The sequence below is a fragment of the Flavobacterium cupriresistens genome, from assembly GCF_020911925.1.
GTDB lineage: Bacteria > Bacteroidota > Bacteroidia > Flavobacteriales > Flavobacteriaceae > Flavobacterium > Flavobacterium cupriresistens.
In genome coordinates this window covers 1,209,504-1,227,717 of sequence record NZ_CP087134.1, presented here as the reverse complement: position 1 = coordinate 1,227,717, position 18,214 = coordinate 1,209,504, and the positions used below count along the sequence as shown (strand labels likewise).

General features: G+C 35.3%; 15 protein-coding genes and 2 tRNA genes. 9 read left to right on the top strand and 8 right to left on the bottom strand.

Going from position 1 to position 18,214, the window contains the following annotated elements:
* Nucleotides 1-48 precede the first annotated feature (48 nt).
* The 5 genes from LNP23_RS05450 to LNP23_RS05430 form a co-directional block, all read right to left on the bottom strand.
* On the bottom strand, nucleotides 49-1,395 hold the full coding sequence (locus LNP23_RS05450; RefSeq protein WP_230004222.1) for a DUF5689 domain-containing protein: 1,347 nt from the start codon (nucleotides 1,393-1,395) through the stop codon (nucleotides 49-51).
* 20 nt (nucleotides 1,396-1,415) lie between these two features.
* A complete protein-coding gene (locus tag LNP23_RS05445) occupies nucleotides 1,416-4,247 on the bottom strand; it encodes a carboxypeptidase-like regulatory domain-containing protein (RefSeq protein ID WP_230004221.1) in 2,832 nt (943 codons plus the stop codon).
* A 304-nt stretch (nucleotides 4,248-4,551) separates the two neighbouring features.
* Complete coding sequence (locus tag LNP23_RS05440) at nucleotides 4,552-5,769, bottom strand: MFS transporter (protein WP_230004220.1); 1,218 nt, start codon at nucleotides 5,767-5,769, stop codon at nucleotides 4,552-4,554.
* 96 nt (nucleotides 5,770-5,865) lie between these two features.
* Nucleotides 5,866-6,906 carry a Gfo/Idh/MocA family oxidoreductase gene (locus tag LNP23_RS05435; RefSeq protein ID WP_230004219.1) on the bottom strand — a complete coding sequence of 347 codons (1,041 nt, stop codon included), beginning with the start codon at nucleotides 6,904-6,906 and terminating at the stop codon, nucleotides 5,866-5,868.
* Nucleotides 6,907-7,045: 139 nt separating this feature from the next.
* Nucleotides 7,046-8,119 carry an NADH:flavin oxidoreductase/NADH oxidase gene (locus tag LNP23_RS05430; RefSeq protein ID WP_230004218.1) on the bottom strand — a complete coding sequence of 358 codons (1,074 nt, stop codon included), beginning with the start codon at nucleotides 8,117-8,119 and terminating at the stop codon, nucleotides 7,046-7,048.
* A gap of 204 nt (nucleotides 8,120-8,323) precedes the next feature.
* Here LNP23_RS05430 and rseP point away from each other — a divergent pair, with 204 nt between their 5' ends.
* From rseP to LNP23_RS05410, 4 genes are all read left to right on the top strand, one after another.
* Entirely contained in the window at nucleotides 8,324-9,667 is a 1,344-nt protein-coding gene (gene rseP / locus LNP23_RS05425) for an RIP metalloprotease RseP (protein WP_230004217.1), read from the top strand.
* Between the two features lie 83 nt (nucleotides 9,668-9,750).
* A tRNA-Asn gene (locus LNP23_RS05420) sits at nucleotides 9,751-9,824 on the top strand.
* Between the two features lie 39 nt (nucleotides 9,825-9,863).
* Nucleotides 9,864-9,937: transfer RNA gene (locus tag LNP23_RS05415), tRNA-Asn, on the top strand.
* 310 nt (nucleotides 9,938-10,247) lie between these two features.
* Nucleotides 10,248-11,822 (top strand): serine hydrolase, encoded by a 1,575-nt coding sequence (locus LNP23_RS05410; protein WP_230004216.1) that lies wholly within the window; start codon nucleotides 10,248-10,250, stop codon nucleotides 11,820-11,822.
* A 246-nt stretch (nucleotides 11,823-12,068) separates the two neighbouring features.
* Here the strand turns inward: LNP23_RS05410 and LNP23_RS05405 are convergent, their stop codons facing one another.
* Nucleotides 12,069-12,743, bottom strand: coding sequence for a hypothetical protein (locus LNP23_RS05405; RefSeq protein WP_230004215.1), 675 nt, complete (start codon nucleotides 12,741-12,743; stop codon nucleotides 12,069-12,071).
* A 183-nt stretch (nucleotides 12,744-12,926) separates the two neighbouring features.
* Here LNP23_RS05405 and LNP23_RS05400 point away from each other — a divergent pair, with 183 nt between their 5' ends.
* Nucleotides 12,927-13,784, top strand: a complete 858-nt coding sequence (locus tag LNP23_RS05400; RefSeq protein WP_230004214.1) for an AraC family transcriptional regulator — start codon at nucleotides 12,927-12,929, stop codon at nucleotides 13,782-13,784.
* An 81-nt stretch (nucleotides 13,785-13,865) separates the two neighbouring features.
* Nucleotides 13,866-14,486 (top strand): class I SAM-dependent methyltransferase, encoded by a 621-nt coding sequence (locus LNP23_RS05395; protein WP_230004213.1) that lies wholly within the window; start codon nucleotides 13,866-13,868, stop codon nucleotides 14,484-14,486.
* A 165-nt stretch (nucleotides 14,487-14,651) separates the two neighbouring features.
* Here LNP23_RS05395 and LNP23_RS05390 read toward each other — a convergent pair whose 3' ends face one another.
* Nucleotides 14,652-14,927 carry a hypothetical protein gene (locus LNP23_RS05390; protein WP_230004212.1) on the bottom strand — a complete coding sequence of 92 codons (276 nt, stop codon included), beginning with the start codon at nucleotides 14,925-14,927 and terminating at the stop codon, nucleotides 14,652-14,654.
* Nucleotides 14,928-15,114: 187 nt separating this feature from the next.
* Here LNP23_RS05390 and LNP23_RS05385 point away from each other — a divergent pair, with 187 nt between their 5' ends.
* From LNP23_RS05385 to LNP23_RS05375, 3 genes are all read left to right on the top strand, one after another.
* Nucleotides 15,115-15,507, top strand: a complete 393-nt coding sequence (locus tag LNP23_RS05385) for a helix-turn-helix domain-containing protein (protein ID WP_230004211.1) — start codon at nucleotides 15,115-15,117, stop codon at nucleotides 15,505-15,507.
* A gap of 133 nt (nucleotides 15,508-15,640) precedes the next feature.
* Nucleotides 15,641-16,411: a hypothetical protein gene (locus tag LNP23_RS05380; RefSeq protein ID WP_230004210.1), complete on the top strand. Its 771-nt coding sequence runs from the start codon at nucleotides 15,641-15,643 to the stop codon at nucleotides 16,409-16,411.
* Between the two features lie 7 nt (nucleotides 16,412-16,418).
* Nucleotides 16,419-16,877, top strand: a complete 459-nt coding sequence (locus LNP23_RS05375) for a hypothetical protein (RefSeq protein WP_230004209.1) — start codon at nucleotides 16,419-16,421, stop codon at nucleotides 16,875-16,877.
* Nucleotides 16,878-16,955: 78 nt separating this feature from the next.
* Here LNP23_RS05375 and LNP23_RS05370 read toward each other — a convergent pair whose 3' ends face one another.
* The gene (locus LNP23_RS05370; RefSeq protein ID WP_047774819.1) at nucleotides 16,956-18,152 is read right to left on the bottom strand and encodes a C1 family peptidase; all 1,197 of its coding nucleotides are present in this window, start codon (nucleotides 18,150-18,152) and stop codon (nucleotides 16,956-16,958) included.
* Nucleotides 18,153-18,214 lie beyond the last annotated feature (62 nt).

The following is an 18,214-nucleotide window of genomic DNA, read 5'->3' as shown; positions in this document are numbered from 1 at the left end:
AACTCACTAAAAACCAACCGCTTATCATTAATACAAAACTATTCTCCCCTATTTTTCAGCAAAAATCTTAATGTCGTCCACCATAAAAGCGCCATTTAACGTTTTGTCTTTCCCGGATCCGACATATCTGAACGCAATATTAATATTTCCGGAATAGGATGGTAAATCGATTCTGCCGGAGGATATAAACTCACGTGCCGGAGTTGATAAATTAGGTAGTTTTGCAACCAATTTTGTCCATTTTGCTTTGGCAATATTCAATCCGTCAAAATCATCGGATACGTAAATTTCTAATGCGTTTAATGGTGAATCGACCTTCAAATTGTATTGCGCACTTCTAAAAGAAAACACGGCATTTTTATATCCCTCTAAATTGATTTTAGGAGAAACCAGCCAGGCGACATTTTCTGCTGCTGTTGTACTTGTCGTATTAAACTCTGCATAACCATTTCCGCCGTAAAACATACTTCTCCAAGATTTACTGGCTTTTTCAACAATATTACTCCAACCTAGAAGACTAAAAGCCACATTGTTTTTCACCGACTGAAAATCTTCTGAAAATAATGGACTGGCCCTCTTTCCATCCATTACGACATCACTTTCAGATCTCGCCATCAGTTGGTAGTCAGAACCAAATTTTGTTAATATCCCTCGTACTTTCCCACTTCCTTCCGGCACCGCACTAGCTGCAAAATTTGCAAAATTACTCGTTCTGAAAATAATCTGATTTCCTGTTTTATCACTCAGGTTCCAATTGGTTGCACCCCCGACATTATTGGATTCTTCAAAATAATGGCGCCCAATTGCGGCTTCTGTGAATTGGACCTCCTTAAGTTCAATTAACGTATTGAGATTTTTATCGTTTAACGCTTCTTCAATAGAAAAAGACCGAACCAATTGATTTTCATCGACTACAACGCAAGACGCATTCATTATATTTTTATAGTCATTTTGCGAAATTCTGCCTATTGTTGGATCCCCGGCATTACTCACATAAAGACTCCCAATTCGCAATCCTCCGTAATATAAATCTGTAAATTGATTTTTAAGCTTTAGATACACTTTATTGCCCACACCAAAATCAGCATACGTATTTGTTACATCGACGGCCACACTAAAACCTACTACCTCTTTACTGTCCTTTAATGTCTGAAGATAAATCGTTTTAAAAAAATTACCCCCTTCATCTGTCGACACGACGTAGGCTTCAATAACATCATCATAACCATATTGCTTTGGCACAAGTTCTGAAACGTCTTTTAGTTTTTCTACGGTTTGATTTACGATTAAATTGGGCTGTGTACAACTAAACTCAGGACTTTCCAGTTCTGCATCACAGGAACATAAAAGCAATAATTGTAGTGCAAAAAAATATTTTAAGATGCTATCCATCATATTCTGACCTGTTTTAATTTTTAGAAATTAACACTTAGGTTTACGAAATAGGTTCTTCCGTAACCGTAGAAATATTTAGCCCCAAACGAAGGAGTTCCGCTCGAAACATCTTGATTGAGTGCTCTAAAATTGGCATTTCTGGCCTGCTCAAAACCACCGGTTTTATACGATACATCCAGAACATTATTTACACTCACAAAAAGCCCTATATTGTTTCCAAAAACGCTCCAGGATTTACCTCCTGTAATATTCACTAACGATATTGGATCCAATTTTTCCTGCTTTAATAAACGGAGAGCCCGCTCCTTGGTCGCTTCAGGAAAAAACAACCCGTTCTTAGCGTTGATATAAAAACGATCTGTTCTGGCAATTGGAGCAACATCAATATAATTTTCAGCCAAATAGTTAAGAGCCACTCCCAGCCACCAAAATTTAGGCGCTCTGTATTCCAGTCCAACTGCACAGGCCTGTTGTGGCATACCGGATTGTTTGTAATCTTTAAGCCGGGATCTTCCAAAATCAAAAGTTGACTGTGTATTTTCTTTCACCACATTTGCATCATTTGTAATCGATACCTTTGGATTGCTACTGTAGGTATAGTTACCGTATGCCAAACAGGCTATAGCTTTTAATGCCGCTGAAATTTGATACTCAAAACTCAATTCAACTCCAATGTTTTTCTTGTCTAACTGTGTCAAATTCTGACTTACAAATGCATCTGTATTATTATTAGCTTTTCCTTTGTCAAAAATTCCTTCTGCATAAAAAAAAGACGTTTTAGCCGAATTTCTTATCAAAGTATAATACACTGTTGCTCTCATTTTGAACTTGGGCATTCGAAAGACATAACTTCCTTCGGCACCGCTGATTTTCTCATTTCCAAGATCGTCAACAATAGTATTATTAAGCCTCGAATTAGAGAACGTATTTTGAAGTGACGGCGCTCTTGTATAATGCATTCCATTAAAAAACAACCATTGTTTGCCTGAAATCTTGCAGGTGAATCCACCTTTAAAACCAAAATTTTCAAAATTTACTTTTTTACTTTTACCAAGAGACGTTGTTGGATAAATTCCATTTTGATATAATCCTTCTCTTTGGTATTCTGAAACAGAATAGGATTGGGATAAAAAGAAATCGAATTTATTATAGTTGAACTTGAACTGTGTAAAAGCATCAATTATCGTTGCCAGCAACTTATAATTGTAGCCATAAACATCCCCTTCTTTGACCTGACGATTTGGATTCTGCAGATCAGATTGCGCCTGAGCACCGGTATAAAATGCATCAACATCTTCAAAATATAAACCTCCGAGCAAATCTACTAGAGATTGAAAATGATGTGATTTCAAGCTTCTAAAAACGATGCCGCCATCAAAAGCACTATTCTCAGTAAGTTGCAAGTTTAAATTGGAGTTTACCGCCAGTGTTTTATCATCGGTCCGGTCTTCATATAAAACATAATGGCTTTGCGCGGGTTCAAAACCTGTAATTATATTGTTCAAATTTAATATTGGCTTCTGATTCGTCCGATACAAGTCTTCCCAGTTTAGTTGGGCATGGTCTAAAAACAATGTTTTACTTTTTTCCGCATTTATATGATCAGGCATAAAATCCCCCGAAAATGCTCCCTTGTCTTTTGCATAAAGTGACGTAAAATAACTGGGCAATTTTCTGTAATAGACAGGATCCGGACTATCTGCATTCTGGTAGTCAATTGTACTGTTTCCCACTTTACCAAATTGATACATAACGCTTGAATTCAGATTTGCCTTTTCATTTATTCTAAAATAATGATTCAACATTAACAGTGGTTCTTCGATGTTTTTTACGCGTGCATTCCGTTTTTTTCCGTTTTGCCATCCCCAGTACGAATTGTATTTTTCGTTGGTCAATCCGGTAACTTCGTTTGTGTTTGGTGAATTCTTTCCACGCGAATTTGGTGTATAAAATCCGGTAAAATTAAGCGCGTTTCTATCGTTCCATTTCTTTTCAATACTTATAAAAAAAGACTCTCCTTTGAAATTTGTTCCTTCAAAAAAGCCTTCGTTTCCTATTCGTTTTCCAGCCGAAATTACATACGCCCAACCCGAGGCATTTGTACCGGAAGCATCGGTTCCGATTGCCCGCCAATTGTAAGTGGTGTTGCTTGCTGAAAATAAAAGACGACTTCCTTTTTTATAAATGGAAGCTCGTGTATAAATCTGTTGTGTACCTAATATACCTCCAAAAGTATGGTCTGAAGAAGCTGCTCCAACTGAAAATTCCTGATTTCGAAGTACGTCATTCAATCCGCCCCAGTTTCCCCATTGTGGTCTTCCGTCATAAACTTTGTTCATTGGTATTCCGTTGAGCATCATGGTTCCGTTTTCACTGTCTAATCCCCGAACCCTAAATCTTGCCTGACCCCAACTAAAAGCGGAGACCTGAAAAAACGCATCTTTTGAAGATTGCAAAAGACCTGATGTCATCTCCGACGTACTGGTATCATCCGTTAAGTCACTTTCTGAAAGTGTAATTAAAGTAGCAGAAGCATCATCGGAAAAATTATCTTCCAGTTGTATTATTCCGAGATTATGATTGGAATCTAAATTTACTTTTAGAAGTACCTCTTTATAACCCTGACTGTGCAGCAAAAGCAATTGTTCCCCTTTTAGAGCGGAATGCAGTTCAAATTTTCCGTTTGCTTTCGTTAATTGTGTAGCAGAAGAGTTCTGAATACTTACGACGATATTCTCTAACGGTTGTTGTGTTTTTATATCAATTACCACTCCTGAAAGAATCACATCCTGTTGCGCAAAAACAAAACCGAAAGGCAGTAAAACAAAAAAGACCAAGTACATTTTTTCCATAAAAGATCCCTATTAACTTTGACAAATTGTTTTGGATTAAAATGTCTTTACTAAAAAACACTTTAATCCTTACATCAAAAGATAAAATTGATCTTTGGAAAAGAATAGGAGTACATGCACAGAATTATACATCAGCTATCATTCTTAATTCAAAGATAGCTAATATTTATTATTGTAATACTTTTATTACTAATTGCAACTGTTTTTATATTGTTTTGCCTTCGTAGATTTTACAGATGAAGCGAATGAGTTTAACACCGTACCTTCGATCAATCTCCGTCATGCAGATAAATAAAGAGAGAAACTAGGGAGTTGTTCGAATTTTAGAGACCATAAAAGCAATCAGGACACCAAAGATTCCGATAAAAGCAAAAGAAAATTGTAGTCCAAAAGTTTCAGCAATATGTCCGATCACGGGAGGTCCCATTAAAAAACCCAGAAAACTAACACTCGAAACAATCGTTAAAGCTTCTCCGGGTGGAACAGTCGGGTTTTTACCTGCCATACTGTAAACTGTTGGAACAATCGTTGCCACTCCTAGTCCAACCAGCATAAAAGCAATAGTACAAGGAATAATATAAGGAAGAAAAACAGCTGTAAAAAGTCCGGCTGAAATCATCACGCCACTGATTTGCATAACACGTTCACGACCAAATTTGTTGATTAATCCGTCTCCTAAAAATCGTCCGCTGGCCATCATAATCATAAATGAAGTGTACCCTAAAATCACCAAAGGACCCGGTGCCTGAACAACATCTTTAAAATAAACACCACTCCAATCAAACATTACTCCTTCGCTTGCCATACTGCAAAAACCAATTACACCTAGCCAGATTAAAGCACTATCGGGTTTAACAAATAGTTTCTTTTTCTCTGTTTTGTCTTTGATTTTTTCTTTGGCTTTGACCAAAAATTTAAAATTAAAAACAATCATCAGTAGTACAATTCCGGCGATAATTAAAAAATGATGAAGCGGACTCAGGTTTAAAGCCAACATTCCTAAGCCAACCAAGGCTCCTGTAAATCCGGCAAAACTCCACATCCCATGAAAAGAGGACATGATTGTTTTTTTGAAAAGAACCTCTGTATAAACGCCTTGAGTATTAACCGCTATGTTGGCTAAGTTTCCAAATAAACCGAATAAAAATAAACCCAATGACAATTGTAAAGCTGTAGTTGCCAAGCCTAAATTGGCAAGACATAAAACATACATTATTAGAGAAAAAATTAAAATGCGATGGCTTCCAAACTTCGTTACCATTTTTCCCGAAAAAGGCATAATCAACAATTGCCCCATTGGTAATGCAAAAAGGATAGAACCTAAGTCTCCTTCGGTCAGATGCAAAGCGGTTTTAATATCCGGAATTCGGCTCGCCCAGGTAGCGAAACTTAAACCCATTCCAAAATAAAACATTCCGACAGCAAAACGAATTCGGTTTAGATATGACGCCTTGGCCTCTCTAAAGACTTTCTTAATTTTCCCTTTGGTTTGAAATAGTGCTAATGGATTGAAATCGATCAAAATAATGGTGTTTAAAGTTTGGTCGTATAAAAGTACTAAAAAGCTCCGTTATGCACGACCAAACCCTATTAGTTCCTCGATTTATAACGTTATTGTTTATAAATTAATCACTTTTTGCTGGGTATTACTTGCAATTGCAGCTTCTATAATCTGCATTACTTTTACACCGTCTTGTGCTGTAACCGGTTCTGTTTTATGGTTTGAAATCGCGTCGTAAACGCCATCAAAAAAACTGAAATAATTCCCCTGTAGTGTTGGTATTTTTTCTCGAATTTCTTTTCCGTCAATTTCAGTATGCAGTAGCCCTTGTAAGCTTTCGGACTCTGTTCCCCATAATTCTAAATTTGGTTTCTTTCCTGCTTTTAAATCATCTTCCTGTACATCGCCACGAGGTTTTAGGAAAGATCCTTTTTTACCGTGAATCGTATAGGCCGGATTTGCTTCCTTCACAAAAAAGCCTGCCTTTAGTCGCACTCTAAGATCCGCATAAATCAACAACAAATCGATCCAATCGTCTACGACAGAACCTTCTCTTGTCGTTCTGATATCGGCAAAAACAGCTTTGGGAGAACCAAATAAAGCAACAGCCTGATCGATTAAATGTGGTCCTAAATCTTTTAAAATTCCGGCGCCATCGTTCGCTGTTTCCTTGTGTGCTTTTGCACTCAACAACGGATTATAACGATCAAAATGAAACTCTGCTTCAACCAACTCTCCTAAAACGCCTTCGTTAATTATTTTCTGAACGGTCTTAAAATCACTATCCCAGCGTCTGTTCTGAAAAACAGCTAATTTTAATCCTTTTTCTTTAGCAATTCCGGCTAATTCTTCTGCTTCGGCTACAGTTGTCGTAAATGCTTTTTCTACAACGGCATGTTTTCCTGCCAAGAGTACCTTTTTTGCATATTCGAAATGAGTCCCAACCGGGGTATTTACAATGACCAAATCAACATCAGCCGCCAATAATTCCTCAATGGAAGCATAACTTTTTGCAGACGGATAATCTTCTTGAATCACTTTTTTACTTCTTTCCCAAGAACCCAACAATTCAAACCCCGGATGAATCGATAAAAAAGGAGCATGAAAAACTTTCCCCGACATTCCGTATGATAATAGTGCTGTTTTTATTTTTTCCATTTTATGTGTTTTTTTTGCCACAGATTGTTTTGATTGGCACAGATTACTGTTAGTTTGTGTTGCCGCGAATTACACTAATTTACACAAATCGATGCGCTTAAAAAATCCTTTTAATCTGTGAAATCTGTGGCCTATAAATTTATCTCCCTTTAGCTCTCTCGTACTGTTTTGGCCATGAAATATCATCATTTAAATCTGCCGCAAAATCTAAAGGTAAATTCGGATTACGAAGCGACTCCCTGCCAAACAAAATCAAATCAGCTTGGCCTTCTTTTAAAATAGCTTCCGCCTGTTCTGCCTCGGTGATCATACCAACTGCTCCAGTCAAAATAGCCGTTTCTTCCTTGATTTTTTCCGCAAAAGAAACCTGATAATTTGGCTCTAGCGGGATTTGCTGATGCGATACTAATCCACCTGACGAAACATCGATCAGATCAACTCCCTTTTCTTTTAAAATTCTGGAAAGTTCTACTGACTCTTCAGGATTCCATCCTCCCTCAGCCCAATCTGTTGCCGAAATTCTAACCAACAATGGTAAATCCGACGGCCATTCTGACTGAACTGCTTCCACAACTTCGAGTGTAAAGCGAATACGATTTTCAAAACTTCCTCCATATTCATCCGTTCGCTTATTCGTTAAAGGAGATAAAAACTGGTGGAGTAAGTAACCATGGGCGCCATGAATTTCCACTAGCTGATAACCGGCTTTAACCGCTCTTTTAGTTGCCGTTTTAAAATCCGAAAGCACTTTTTCAATTCCGATTTTATCTAAGGCAGTTGGAAGAAACGGTTCCGTTTCATGATACGCAATTGCACTCGGGGCAACAGTCTGCCAGCCCTCATGACCAATATCTAATTTTTTGTTGCCCTCCCACGGCACAGAAACACTTGCTTTTCGTCCGGCATGTGCCAATTGAATACCGGGAACGGCATTTTGTGATCTGATAAATTCGTTGATTGTTTTAAGTTTTTCAATGTGCTCGTCTTTCCATATTCCTAGATCACAAGGAGAGATTCTAGCCTCAGGAGAAACTGCTGTTGCCTCCTGAATAATCAAACCGGCACCTCCGCTGGCACGGCTTCCCAAATGAACCAAGTGCCAATCGTTAGCGAATCCGTCGATTGCAGAGTACTGACACATAGGCGAAATAACAATTCTATTTTTTAAAGTAATTTTTTTAAGGGTAAGCGGAGCGAATAATATTGAAGCCATAATAGTGTAACTTTTAATCGTTTTAAGCTACCTATTAAGTAGGATAGCGCACAAAAAAGTAAAGTTACAGCATCTGCCTAAAAGTAGAAATCAAAATGTTTATTAATTAACAAACATTTAAAACCTTATATATTATATTGCACTACCAAATTAAAATAGAAACGTTACTTTTGTGCGTTAAAAATTACGAACTAAAAATTAAAAATGGACATAGTTATCAAGCTCTCTCAATTTCTATTGAGTTTATCATTACTTATTATTCTTCACGAATTAGGACATTTTATTCCTGCAAAATTATTTAAAACCAGAGTTGAGAAATTTTACTTATTTTTTGATGTGAAATTTTCTCTTTTGAAAAAGAAAATCGGAGAAACTGAATACGGAATCGGTTGGTTACCTTTAGGAGGTTATGTGAAAATCTCAGGAATGATCGACGAAAGTATGGATAAAGAACAAATGGCTTTACCTCCAGAACCTTGGGAGTTTCGCTCTAAGCCGGCTTGGCAACGTTTAATTATTATGCTTGGGGGTGTAACTGTAAATTTCATCCTTGCTTTCGTTATCTACATCGGAATGGCTTACGCTTATGGTGAAATGTTTATTGCCAACAAAGACTTAAAAGACGGTCTTTTGATCGAAAACAAAGCAATGTTAAATGCCGGTTTTAAAACAGGTGATATCATTGTTGGTATAGATGGAGAAAAAGTGATCCGATATGACAGCGATGTTAATAGAAAATTAGCTACCTCTAAGGAAGTAGTAATTGACAGAAACGGAACAGAACAAACAATTGCAATCCCAAATGATTTTGTTGATCAGTATTCTAAAGCAGGAAAAGATGCTTTGGCTACTTTTCGTGTTCCATTTGTAATTGGAAAAATAGCTGATGATTCTAAAAATACAGTTTTGAAACCAAAAGATATTCTTTTATCACTTAACGGACAAAAGGTAAAATATCTTGATGAAGCAAAAACAATATTGGAAAACAATAAAGGTAAAACCGTTGAGGCTACTTTACTTCGCAATCAAAAAGAAGAAAAAGTAAAACTAATGGTTGCTAATGACGGAAAATTAGGCATACAATTGGCTGGCTTAGATTTAGATTCTTTGGAAAAATTAGGCTACTATAAAATCAGTAAAAGAGAATTCTCCTTTTTAGAATCTATTCCGGTAGGAATCGAAAGAGGAAAAGATCAATTGGTAGGATATGGTAAACAACTTAAATTAATCTTTAATCCGGAAACCAAAGCATACAAACAAGTAGGTGGTTTTGCGGCTATTTTTAATGTTTTTCCTAAAACTTGGAGCTGGGAAGCTTTTTGGTCTATCACGGCTTTATTGTCAATTATGCTTGGAGTAATGAACTTATTGCCGATTCCTGCTCTTGATGGTGGACATGTAATGTTTTTATTGTACGAAATAATTAGTGGCAGAAAACCGAGTGATAAATTCCTTGAAAATGCACAAATGGTTGGTTTCGTTTTACTTATCTCATTGCTTTTATTTGCTAATGGAAATGATATCTACAAAGCAATTGTTGGCAAATAATTTTTTTGAAAAAAAAGAGCAAAAATGTTTTTTAGAAACCAAAAATTGATATATATTTGCACTCGCTAAAAAGAACAACATCTTCCTCCTTAGCTCAGTTGGTTAGAGCATCTGACTGTTAATCAGAGGGTCCTTGGTTCGAGCCCAAGAGGGGGAGCAACTTTTTTTTAGCAAACATATTTACCTTTAAGGTGATTCCTCCTTAGCTCAGTTGGTTAGAGCATCTGACTGTTAATCAGAGGGTCCTTGGTTCGAGCCCAAGAGGGGGAGCTTAAAAAAAAAGACTATCATCACGATAGTCTTTTTTTTTGCTTATAACCGAAATATTGGATTGAAATTCCAAACTTTTTAAATTCCAAATTCCAATCTTGTGGGAATCTGTTTTTGAATAAATTGTTTTTTATATAATTAAACCTGACAGGTTTTTGAAACCTGTCAGGTTTAATTTTTTACGATATATTAGAACATCGTTTTCCTAAAAACTAAATTCGGATCTTTTTGATGTTCTTTTATTTTATATATTCGTTCCGAAGGGAAAACCCTACTAATTAAACTACATTAAACAATCAGACCAAAAAACATGAAAAAACCAAAATTCGCATTAACCATTTTAACCACTTTCTTATTACTTACCACCAGTAATATCTTTGCTCAACTCTCTTCAAAAGAAGTTGATGCCCTTGTAGAAAAATCAATCGAAAAATTTAATGTTGCCGGAGTTGCAGTCGCCATTATAAAAGATGGAAAAGTGATCCACAAGAAAGGATATGGCGTTAAGTCTATCAACACAAAACAAGCTGTCGACGAGCACACCAATTTTCAAATTGCTTCTAACAGCAAAGCTTTTACTACTGCCGCGTTAGCTATTCTAGTCGATGAAGGAAAGATTTCCTGGAAAGACAAAGTGAAGACCTATATTCCCGAATTTAAAATGTACAATGAGTACGTAACAGAACATTTTCTTATCGAAGATTTATTATGTCATCGTAGCGGACTTGGTTTAGGCGCCGGAGATTTAATGTTTTTTCCTAACGGTACTGACTTTACCATAAAAGATGTTTTAAGCAATTTTCAGCATTTTAAACCTGTTTCGGAATTCAGAACACAGTTTGATTATGACAATCTGCTTTATTTTGTAGCAGGCGAGCTGACCGCAAGAGTAAGCGGAATGAGCTGGGAGGCATTTATCGAAACCAAAATCATGAATCCTTTACAGATGAACAACTCACATGCTTCTCTTAAAGACATAAAAGACAAATCTAATCTAGCTACACCCCACTCGACAAACGGTACCGAGAACAACAAAATAAAAACCATTCAAGGGTTTGAAGAAATGGTAAACGGTGCTCCCGGTGGCATTGTATCTAATGCAGATGATATGTCAAAATGGGTTCTGGTACAATTAAACAAAGGGAAATACGGAGACCAATTAGACAAACAACTTTTCTCTCCGGAAAGACAAAATGAAATGTGGAAATTGTACTCAGTCCTTCCAGCGGATCCGGACCCGAGATACAAACAACATTTTAACGGTTATGGATTAGGTTGGTTTTTAGCTGATGTAAAAGGAAATCTAAGCGTTTCCCACACAGGTGGATTACCGGGAATGCTTTCTATAGTTACAATGATTCCGGATTTAAATTTAGGGGTCGTAGTTTTAACCAATACCGAAAATGGTGGCGCCGGTGTTTTCTCTGCCGTAAGTCAAACCATTCTCGACAGTTACTTAGGTCTGGACGATTACGGGTGGATTGACAAACATGCCTCTTTTTTAGAGTCACAAAAGAACGTAGACAATGAAGCCGTTAAAAAAGTTTGGGAAACCGTAAACAAAGCCAAAAATATCAAAATCAAAAACGAAGACTTTATCGGGCAATACGAAGATAAATGGTTCGGAAAAATGGAAATATTTCTGAAAGGAAATCAATTATGGTTCAAATCTCTTCGTTCACCAAAACTAAACGGACCAATGCAACTTTACAAAGCAAATACTTTTGCTATAAAATGGGAATATCAGGATATGAATTGCGATGCGTTTGCCTCCTTTAGTTTAGATGAAGAAGGAAAAGCACAAAGCATAAAAATGAAAGGGATATCTCCAACGATTGATTTTAGTTTTGATTTTCAGGATTTAGATCTTAAGAGAGTTAAATAGCAAATAAAAATTAAGCAGCTCAAGACATCAAATCAATCACGACCCCAAATCGTTACAATTAAGTTTTTAAATCAAAAAGAGCATCGTTTATACCGATGCTCTTTTTTTATTGGTGAAAAAGAAATAGTTGTTTTCGTGTCCTATCGACGCAGGAGAAATCACATTCAACTATTCCACAAATCATTCTTACTTAACTAGTGTAATTTTTTCTGTTCCAAAACAACAAGATTGAAAAGAATTTACATTTTACTTACTACCATTTTTACTTTTAAACAGCTGCATCATTTCTTCCGATTTTTCCATTTCATTAATACCTTTCAATGCTTGCGCATATCTGAAATAATAAGACGCTTCTAAGTTGGTACTCATCTCAAACAATTGAGCATAATGTTTTGCAGCATTAATCATATCATTTTCAAAATAAGATCGGTCTGCTACTTTTTTGAGCATCTCTATTGATTTGTATCCACGGTCTAAGACTTTTTCGTACGTGTTGACCACATTTATAGTGATATACTTTTCTTTTTTCGCAGGAGGAAGAACATTTACTTTAACCGGTTTTACAGCAACTTTCAAAGTATCAACAATGGCTTTTGTCTCTATTGTGGTTCCTAATGTCTTTTCTTTTGGTTTTGCATATTGTGGGATCACCTTTCGGGTATTATTTGGTCCTAAATCATAGGTATTAACCATATCCAGCTTAGAAACTTCATAAGTAGTGGTTCGGTTTCCAAATGCCATATTGATGGTTTCTTCAACGCGATAAGATTCTACAACAAGATCTGTATTGGGTATCTTGTCAGATTTCGATTTTGCATTTTTCATTTTCACGTTAGCAAGAACAATATCGTTGTTCTGTCCAAAACAGTTTAAAGAAAAAATACATGCAATCGCTGTAAAAATAAGTAGATATTTTTTCATACAAACTAAAATTAAGAGCATTACCAGTATTCTAAAACTCATCTAAGGTACTCAATTCTTACATATTACTCCTAATTTGCCCCGTAAACAACCGCAAAAAACGTTGAAGTACATCTATTTATATAAAAGTCATTCTCTATTTTCGCAACGCTGTTTTGTACATTTGTATCACATCAAACTAAAATGGAAAAGATCCCGGTTCGAAATCTTACTACACCTCCTGAAAAAACAAATTTTTCCCTAAATTTCAGCATCCGTACTGTTCAGGATTTGCTTTTGGGAGAAAACCTCATTCAGCAATTACATCGACATGATTTCTGCCATATTTTGGTTTTACAAAAAGGAGCCGGTTTTCATGAAATTGATTTCAAAGGCTACGAAATAAAAGACAATACTGTTTTCTTCTTGCGTCCGGGGCAGGCACATCGGTTGGAGTTAAATGCCAAAAGCACCGGTTATATGATTCAGTTTACTACTGGTTTTTATTCTTCTGATGATAAAACAAGTCAGACTTCTTTAACTAAAATAAGCCAGCAGAATTACTATGGACTTAAAGAGGCTACTTTTCAAAAAGTACTTTTCGTTTTGACTTATATTTTTCAGGAATACCATGACCAACACGAAAATTATATTGAAATCATAAAAGCCAATCTCCGTATTTTCTTTTTGGAACTTATGCGGGAACAAAACAATAATCCAACCGACAATACTAACTTATACGCACAGGAACGTCTGGATGAATTCAGAACACTTTTAGAAACTCATATTCGCACGCACAAATCCATTGCTGCTTATGGCGAAATGCTACATCTTACTTCCTATCAGCTAAACAATATCACCAAAACGTTAGTAAACAAAAAGGCTTCTGAACTTATCACCGAAGCGATCATTCTGGAGTCTAAAAGATATCTTTTGGCAACCTCCAATCAGGTAAATCAAATTGCAGATTATATGGGCTATGAAGATGTCTCTTATTTTATTAGATTCTTCAGGAAACATACCGGATTTTCTCCCGAGACATTTCGCAAAAACTTCAAATAAGTCATAGTAAACTGCATTATTGTCCTAACTGTCGAAACGTTTTCCGGCTAATTTTGAAATATTAATTTAAACCGAATCAAAATGAATCAAAAATGGGATGAAAGATACAAGAACACTGAATTTGCTTACGGAACAGCACCTAATCTGTTTTTTAAAGAATGGCTGCCTAAATTCAAACCCGGATCTATATTGATGCCTGCCGATGGCGAAGGTCGTAACGGCGTTTTTGCAGCACAACTGAACTGGACTGTCACTTCGTTTGATTTAAGCACAGAAGGGCAGTTAAAAGCATTAAAACTGGCCAAAGAAAACAATGTGACTTTAGAATATAATGTAGGCGATCTGGAAGAACTCGAATTCGAAAAAGAATCTTTCGATGCAATTGGATTGATTTACGCTCATTTCTCTGCAGAAACAAAATCAAAACTCCACAAAAAACTAAATGAATATCTAAAACCCGGAGGACTTATTATTTTTGAAGCTTTCAGTAAAAGTCATTTGCATTTTAAAAAAGCAAACCCAAAAGTTGGCGGACCGGATGCGATTGCTGATTTATTTTCGAAAGAAGAAATACAGGCTGATTTTGAAAATTATGAAATCTTACTTTTAGAGGAAGAAGAAATCATTCTCAATGAAGGGCAATTTCATATTGGGAAAGGTGCTGTAATACGATTTGTTGGGAGGAAAGACATGAGTTTATAATTACAATTAAGTCCAGTTTGTCCTTTCGACGAAGGAGAAATCACACAAGCTGAGCAAGCACCGTATGGAATATTGGATGTGATTTCTCGTACCTCGAAAGGACAAAAAAATGCGGTAAAAGGAGATTTTTCCCGCATCGAAAATAGCAAGATTCAGTTCAAAATCCTAACCTCTGATCTCAGCACAGGCTTTTTCTATTTCATCATCTGAAAATGGCTCAAGAACTTTTACCAACATTTTGCTGGTTTTAATACAGCTCATCATTTTGGTTCGTAAATCGAAATTGTCTCCCATTTTGGTCTCGAGGATGTACTCGAAAATTTCAGTTAAATATTCGGGCTGTTTTCTAAATTCTCCCTCGAAACAAATATCTGAAAGAAATTTAGATAATGACCTCATCACGTTATCCTGATCTGCTGTGGTTTTGTTTTCTGTTTGCATGGCGTTTAAAATTTAATTTTTTTGGTTTTTAAATAGTATTTGTCAGAAAAATTGTATTTTTGTTTCTGAGTTGCAATTAAGCAATTAATTACCATTATATTGAAACACATTAAATTGTATCTCACAAGCAGAAGTTTGTATTCTACTTGAGCACAATTTTTTAAGGAATTTTAAATATCTTTGAGCTATGAGCACAGCAACAAAACCAAAACATATCGGCAGAAACATTAGCCGAATCAGAGAGCTTAGAGGAATGAAACAAGAAGCACTTGCCATTTCTATTGGCGTAAGTCAACAAGCTGTTTCTAATATTGAAGGAAGCGAAACTGTTGATGAGGAAAGACTGAATACAATTGCGGAAGCTTTAGGTGTTTCTGTGGACGCAATTAAAAACTTTTCGGATGAAGCGGTTTTGAATATTATTGGGAATACTTATCACGATAATGGTATTGTTAATGCTGGAGTTAATCATAGCTGTACTTTCAACCCACTTGATAAAGTTGTGGAACTTTATGAACGTTTGGTTCAGGCTGAAAAAGATAAGGTTGCGTATTTGGAGAAGTTTTTGGAAGGGAAGTAGGCTCTTTTATATAAAATCTGAAATAACTGCAAAATCAGAACCGACAAATTAGACTCTTTGGAATTTCATGATAGATTTATAAACAAAATTGGTCTTATTTGTAATTAGTAATATTACAAGATACATTTTAATTATGTTAAAAAAGACCTTCATTTATGGTGCAATACAACTATTTATTTCTTTTGTTATTGCTCTATATCTTCAATCAATTAGTGACAAAAACCTAATTTTTACAGAAGGAATCCTTGATACAGGACTAAGGAATTCTTTAATCAAACATTATTTCATAGTCTTAAGCTTTTTGGGATTACTAAATTTACTCTTTTATTATCTTTCACACAGAAATAACGATACAAAAAAAGACGAAAAACTATATAACAATATTTGCCAGATTATTTTTGAAGAATTTATTTCATCCGAACCAAATTTTCAAAATCATGAGTTTAGAGTATCTCTCTTTATTAAAAAAGAAGGACTACTATTTTTACATAAAAAATTCTGGTTCAGTTACACAACTTTTTTATTGAATGTTGGAAGGTATCAAACTAGACAGGAAAAGAAACTAAGTAAAATTAAATTTTTACCAAATGAAGGTTGCGCAGGAATATGTTATAATCTGGGAATTTACTTTTTCAACAACACTTGTGAATTTAATAATTTAAATCCAAATTTGTATTATCAAGAACAATTAACTAAATTTAATATCCCTAAATTTAAAGCAAAAAAAGTAACCAGTAAATCTCGAAGTTTTGTAAGTTGCCCTATTAAATTTTTTAACTCTCACGATTTATTTGGCGTCATTGTTGTAGATTCTACAATGGATATTGATTTCAACAATACGAACTTTAGAATAATAGAGGAGGTCTTAAAACATAATAGTGTCCTATTTAATAACCCAAATTAATAATTCTATGGAAAAAGATAATCTTATAATACAGAAATTTCGGGAACTTATTAAAAACGAATTTAAAAAAACATTTAAAATTAATGTTGACAACAATAGTTACAGAGTAGCATTAAGTAACGATGAAATACCCATCATGAAATCATACAAAAAACAGATAGATAAGTTTGTAGTATATTTTGTTGATGAGCAATATCCAAATGAAATACAACCCAATAAAATATTTAATATAGATGAAGATTTAAACGGTAGTATTAAATCTGCATCTATAAATTATAGTGGTCTAAAAGACAATACCTTTGTTAATATCCGAAATGAGCTAAAACCAATTTATGAGTTACAAAAAATTTCAAATTCAGCATCGGAACAAATTAATGTAGAAAAAAGAATTAAATTACTACATGCTATACACGAGATTATAAAAACAGACAATGAATATGATAAGAAAGAAATGGCTGTTTTGTAACTATTTAAATTAAATCATAAAAAAAGCGCCGCAATTTTCATTGCAGCGCTTTTCTATTTTCTTTAAAACCTAAGGTAATTAAACCCCTAACTTCTTAGCGATATCAGCAGGAATTCCTCCTTTGTTTACCATTAAGGCAGTCGTTTTGTATTTCACGAAGTTTTTAGTTACAAACAAGAAACCTTTGTAGTCGTTTGTTTCTCCCCATGAGTTTTTTACGATATAATATTCTCTTCCGGTTTGATCTTTTGCAAGACCAATAATGTGCATTCCGTGATCGTCTGTAGTGGTGTAGTTATCAAACGCAGTCTGACGCATTTCAGGAGTGATTTCCGGTTCCGGTTTTGGTCCGTTGAACATGTCTGCTTTTTCTTCAGCAGTCATATCATCGAATTTTTTTGTTGGAACATAGGCTACTCCATTTTTCCAGCTAAAGCTTTTCTCACTTACGTCAGTTGCCCAAGCTACTGTGTATCCTTTTTTCAAAGCATTGTCAATAACGTCTGTCATATCGTTTACTTTTACATTGTAAACCTGATCAAAAGACCAGTTATCCGGTACAGCCATCATTGTTTTTTGGTAGTATGGAGCTGTTGTAAAAGAGGACATTTCGATATAATCATCCGGGTTGATTCCTACTACTTCTTTAGCAAAAGATTGTGGTGTGTAATTTTTTCCTTTGTAAGTAAAATTATCCGGCACTTTTCCTAAATAAGAATCGATAACAGCAGCATACGCTTTTTGCCAGTTTGGAGTTAATTCTCCGTTTGGATTTTTTACAACCGCAGCTAAAACTCCTTCGATAAGAGAAGACATTTCAGCAAATTTATTTTTATCAGTTCCGTAGTTTAATCCTGTATAAACTTCTCTCGGAACTGTTCCGTATTTTTTGTACATGTTAATTACATCGTGTAATGCACCACCGTCACCTAAAGTAACAGCACCATGCATACGAACGTAATTGACTCCTTTTTCAACATAAACATTTCTTGCAGAGAAAATCTGAGACAATTCTACCGGTTGCTTTCCTAAACGAATCATTTCTGATTCTAAAAAAGAGTTTGTAGAATAACTCCAGCATGTTCCCGAAGAACCTTGTGTTTTTACTGAAGTGGTTCCTAAATTAATTTGTTCTGTGAATTTAAAGTTTTCTTTACTTTTATCACTCGCGTTTAGTTTTAATGAATTTACTAAAACGTCCTGTGCAAAACAGCTGGTTGCCCCAACAAAAAAGACCGAAGCCGCAAGTACTGATTTGAATGAAAATGTATTCATAATGTATGTTTAAGGTATTTACAAATTAGTCTTCAATGTTTCTAATTTGTTACAAAACAATT

Excerpts from the sequence above, each read along its gene's own strand:
- LNP23_RS05380 (WP_230004210.1), top strand. The coding sequence starts at position 15,641 with ATGTTAAAAAAGACCTTCATTTATGGTGCAATACAACTATTTATTTCT.
- LNP23_RS05385 (WP_230004211.1), top strand. The coding sequence starts at position 15,115 with ATGAGCACAGCAACAAAACCAAAACATATCGGCAGAAACATTAGCCGA.
- LNP23_RS05430 (WP_230004218.1), bottom strand. The coding sequence starts at position 8,119 with ATGGCTTCAATATTATTCGCTCCGCTTACCCTTAAAAAAATTACTTTA.
- LNP23_RS05410 (WP_230004216.1), top strand. The coding sequence starts at position 10,248 with ATGAAAAAACCAAAATTCGCATTAACCATTTTAACCACTTTCTTATTA.
- LNP23_RS05450 (WP_230004222.1), bottom strand. The coding sequence starts at position 1,395 with ATGATGGATAGCATCTTAAAATATTTTTTTGCACTACAATTATTGCTT.
- LNP23_RS05400 (WP_230004214.1), top strand. The coding sequence starts at position 12,927 with ATGGAAAAGATCCCGGTTCGAAATCTTACTACACCTCCTGAAAAAACA.
- LNP23_RS05390 (WP_230004212.1), bottom strand. The coding sequence starts at position 14,927 with ATGCAAACAGAAAACAAAACCACAGCAGATCAGGATAACGTGATGAGG.
- LNP23_RS05405 (WP_230004215.1), bottom strand. The coding sequence starts at position 12,743 with ATGAAAAAATATCTACTTATTTTTACAGCGATTGCATGTATTTTTTCT.
- LNP23_RS05435 (WP_230004219.1), bottom strand. The coding sequence starts at position 6,906 with ATGGAAAAAATAAAAACAGCACTATTATCATACGGAATGTCGGGGAAA.
- LNP23_RS05395 (WP_230004213.1), top strand. The coding sequence starts at position 13,866 with ATGAATCAAAAATGGGATGAAAGATACAAGAACACTGAATTTGCTTAC.
- LNP23_RS05370 (WP_047774819.1), bottom strand. The coding sequence starts at position 18,152 with ATGAATACATTTTCATTCAAATCAGTACTTGCGGCTTCGGTCTTTTTT.
- LNP23_RS05375 (WP_230004209.1), top strand. The coding sequence starts at position 16,419 with ATGGAAAAAGATAATCTTATAATACAGAAATTTCGGGAACTTATTAAA.
- rseP (WP_230004217.1), top strand. The coding sequence starts at position 8,324 with ATGGACATAGTTATCAAGCTCTCTCAATTTCTATTGAGTTTATCATTA.
- LNP23_RS05445 (WP_230004221.1), bottom strand. The coding sequence starts at position 4,247 with ATGGAAAAAATGTACTTGGTCTTTTTTGTTTTACTGCCTTTCGGTTTT.